This is a genomic window from Kitasatospora sp. NPDC057198 (assembly GCF_042670125.1).
Taxonomy (GTDB): Bacteria; Actinomycetota; Actinomycetes; order Streptomycetales; family Streptomycetaceae; genus Kitasatospora.
The window spans coordinates 1-3830 of the sequence record NZ_JBHUWH010000620.1; the positions used below are offsets into that span (position 1 = coordinate 1).

Consider the following 3830-nt stretch of genomic DNA (forward strand, 5'->3'; position numbering starts at 1 on the left):
GCCCGGGCACCCCGCGCTCGGGCCGCCATGGCGCTCGGCAGGCACGGGCCCCGGTCTCCCGGTTTTCCCCTCCCGGGGAGTGGGGCCGTGCCGCCGCTTCGGGTGGCTGTCGCCGCTGACCGTCCGCGTGGGGGTGGGGCCGGTCAGCGACGGGACCGGGGGCCGGTCAGCGGCGCTGCCAGAGGGCCGGGACGTTCGGCGGCTCCCAGCCGGCGTACGCGATGTGGCCCTGGATGCAGACGTAGGTGACCCCGTTGTACGTGACCACGTCGCCGGCCTTGTAGCTGGCGCCGACCTGCCAGGTGGTGGTGCCACCACCCGTGTTGCTCGGGCTGGGGCTCGGCGAGCCCGGGTTCGAGTTGCTCGGGCTGGGGCTGGGCGTGCCGGTGCCGTTGACGTTGAGCACGAAGTCGAAGCTGGCCTCGCGCCCGTTGCCGACCTGGCGGACCGTCATCAGCAGGGCCGGGTCGTAGATGGTGTCGGTGGCGTTGCGCGGCTCGTTCGGGAAGTACAGCTGGGTGGTGAGGATCGGCTGGTTGGGCGCCTGCACCTTGACGTGGATGTGCCGGGTGCGGCCCGGGTAGAGGCCCGGGACGATCGTGGTCAGCGTGAACGCGCCGTTGGCGGCGCTGAACTGGTGGCCGCGGAAGGTGTACCCGGAGTTGTCGTAGTTGCCGTTGGTGTCGGCCTGCCAGAAGTCCAGCAGGGCGCCGGAGATCGGTAGGCAGTTGCGGCCGAACACGTAGCCGCTGAGGGTCAGCGGGGTGCCGGGGGTGCCGCTGGTCACCAGGCTGGTGCGCAGCGGGGAGCCGGGCTTGAAGTACGGGCCCTCGATCTGCTCGCCGGTGACGTGCCCGTCGGTGCATTCGGGGGTGAGCGGGGCCGGGGTGTCGGCCGCGGCGGCCTCGCGGGCCAGCGCGACTCCGGTGCCGACCAGCACCGGGGCGGCGGCGGCCGCGGCGGCCGCCTTGAGCAGGCCCTTGCGGCTGATCTTGCGATCGGCCAGTTCTCCCAGGCCGTCCAGCGGGTTGTGGGGGGGTGGACATGGCTCTCCGTTCGACTGCTTCGTTGGTCGCCGCACGCCCGGATTCCCTTGGATGGGACATGACACCTGGAGAGGTCGGGTCTCCCGACACGGCGGCGCTGTGGGGTGCCTCAGACGCTAGGCCCTGCCCGACCGGGCCGTCGATGGACGGGGGCGGCGGGACGTGGTGCATTCCTCAGCCGCCGCCACTCGCCGTTCCACCGGGCGTCGACCGGCCGTTGACCGGGCGCCGACCGGGCGCCGACCAGGCACCGACCAGGCACCGACCAGGCACCGGACCGCCGCCGGCCGGGCTTAGGACGGGCTTAGGGCGGGCTTAGGGCGGGCCTGATCCCGGGCAGGGCCTGGGGCGGGTCGTGGAGGTCGGCCGGGCGCGCTCGAGGCCGCCTTTCGCGCGGGCCACGTGGTGAATTCGCCCGCCGGCAGGGCTGGTTGGAGCAGCACCGCCAACTCTGGCTTCCGGCAGTCCCGTTGGTCCCCTCAGCCCGCCTTCTCGCGGAACTCGCCCGGGGTGCGGCCGACTTCGCGGCGGAAGAAGCGGCAGAAGTAGGCCGGGTCGGAGAAGCCGGCTGCGGCCGAGACCTGACGGATCGTCATGTCGGTGGTGGTGAGCAGGCGTTTGGCCTCCAGGGTCTGCTGCTCGCGGATCAGCCGGGCCGGGGTGCGGCCGGTGGCCTCCTTCACTACTTCGTGCAAGTAGCCTGCGGAGACGCCGAGTTCGCGGGCCAGTGCGAGCACCGAGCGGTCGGTGCGGTCGGCCTCGGCGATCAGCCGGGCGAACCGGGTGGCGAGCGGGTGTCCGGCCGTCCAGGGGGTGGCGGCGGGCGTGCCGCGGCCGCGGGCCGCCCGCAGGGCGCGGACCAGCAGGACGTGCAGCAGGGCCTGCAGCACGCCCAGGCCGCCGTCCAGTCCGGCCTCGTGCTCGGACGTCAACTCCCGCAGCAGGCCGACCATTTCACGGTGCTCGCGGCGGTCGGGGCGGATCGCCGGGCCGGTCGCCAGGGACCGGATCAGGGCCAGGTCCTCGGGGTGCCGGTGCAGGAAGTCCTCGTTGAAGAGCAGTACCCAGCCGTCGAGTCGGCCGGCCCCGCTCCAGCGGTGCACCTGCCCCGGCAGCACCGCGTACAGCGTGGGCGGCTCGATCCGGTGCTCGACCAGGTCGATGACGTGCGTGCCGCTGCCCGCCACGACGTAGGCCAGCTCGTAGAACGAGTGCCGGTGCGGGAAGTCCGCCCTGGAGAGCGGCCCGATCGCGTCGAAGCTGCCCGCCGCGAACGGCAGCAGTCCCGGGTCGGGCACGTCCAGGTCGTGCAGTTCCAGGCCGGTGGCCGGTCGGAGCTTCATCGCGCCAGTGTGCGCAAACCGCCCGTCCGGCGTCCAGTGGTCCATACCAAGTGGCACGTACTGGCAAGCGGTGGGGGTGGGGCTGCCAGGGGGTCGGAGGTAGGGGAAAGTCGACCATCGAGTGTCCACCTGGACGTCATGACCGGGCCCGGCCCGCGTACTGGAATGGACGGGTGATCGACACTCGGCCCCGCCCCCCGTTCCACCCTCCGGCCCGCCCCCTGCCGCAGCCCCGACCGCGCGCTCCGCTGCGGCCGCCGCACCGGGTGGGCCGCCGAGGCCGGGAGCGGCGCTCGTGGTGGTGGGGTGCGGGCTGGGCGGGATGCGCCGGCTGGGCCGGGGTGTTCCCGCTGGTCTCACCGCTCGGGCCGCACCGCGTCTGGGGCGCCGTCGCCGCCGTCGGGTACCTGCTGGCCGCCGTCGTGGCGGTGCTGCCCGGCCGGGGTGGCCGCGGTGGCCGGGGAGCGGGCGGGCCGGTCCGGGCCGGGTGGGTCGCGCTCGGCGGGGCCGTGCTGCTCCCGCTGGCCCTGCTGGTCGGCACCGGGTCCGGGCAGAGCGAGGTGGGCGTGCTGGCCCGGTCCGGGGAACTGCTGCTGGCCCACGGTTCGCCCTACCTGGACGCCCCCGCGGGCCCCGGCGAGGTCACCCCCTACCTGCCGGGGATGGCCCTGTTCGGACTGCCGCACGCACTGCTGCGCCGGGCCGGGTCCTGGATCGGGGCCGGCCCCGGGGAACTGCTCGGCGACCCCCGGCTGTGGTGCGCCGCCGCGTTCCTGGCCACCCTGTACGGCGCCTGGCGGGCCCGGCCGGTTCCGCCCCCGGCCGGGGCCAGGGGCGGAACCGGGACGGGGGCGGGAACGGGGACGGGGGTGGTCGTCCTGCTGGCCTCGCCGCCGGTGGCACTGGCGCTGGCCGCCAGCGGGGTCGACCTGCCGTTGACCGGGCTGCTCTGCCTGGCCCTGGCGCTGGGCGCGGCCCGGCGGCCGACCGGGGCGGGGCTGGCGCTGGCCGCCGCGGGCGCGCTCAAGTGGACGGCCTGGCCCGCCGTCGCGGTGGTGGTGGCGCTGCTCGCGGCGGGTGCCGGGCGGCGGGCGGCGCTGCGCTGCGCCGGGTGGGCGGCGGGCGGGACGGCGGTGCTGGTGGTGCCGTGGCTGCTGCGGGCGCCGGGGGCGGTGCTGGGTCAGGTGTTCGCGTTCCCGCTGGGCCGGGGGGCGTGGCCCACGCCGGCGGCGAGTCCGCTGCCGGGGCGGCTGTTGGCGGACCTCGGGCCGGCCGGGTGGGGTGCGGCGGTCGGGCTGGTGCTGCTCGGCGGGGCGGCGGTGGCGCTCTCGCTGCTGCTGCGTCCGCCCCGGTGCGCGGTCGCGGCGGCGGACCGGTTGGCGGCCGGCCTGGCGCTGGCGTTCCTGCTCGCTCCGGCCGGGCGCTTCGGCTACCTGGCGCT

The 3830-nt window shown here is 75.8% G+C and carries 3 protein-coding genes; 1 reads left to right on the top strand and 2 read right to left on the bottom strand.

Annotation, left to right across the window (positions count from 1 at the left end):
• Nucleotides 1-166 precede the first annotated feature (166 nt).
• Nucleotides 167-1081 carry a carbohydrate-binding protein gene (locus ACFUEL_RS36685; RefSeq protein ID WP_380242066.1) on the bottom strand — a complete coding sequence of 305 codons (915 nt, stop codon included), beginning with the start codon at nucleotides 1079-1081 and terminating at the stop codon, nucleotides 167-169.
• 444 nt (nucleotides 1082-1525) lie between these two features.
• Nucleotides 1526-2389 (bottom strand): helix-turn-helix domain-containing protein, encoded by an 864-nt coding sequence (locus ACFUEL_RS36690; RefSeq protein WP_380242068.1) that lies wholly within the window; start codon nucleotides 2387-2389, stop codon nucleotides 1526-1528.
• 173 nt (nucleotides 2390-2562) lie between these two features.
• Here ACFUEL_RS36690 and ACFUEL_RS36695 point away from each other — a divergent pair.
• A partial coding sequence (locus ACFUEL_RS36695) for a hypothetical protein (protein ID WP_380242070.1) occupies nucleotides 2563-3830 on the top strand: 1268 nt, incomplete at its 3' end.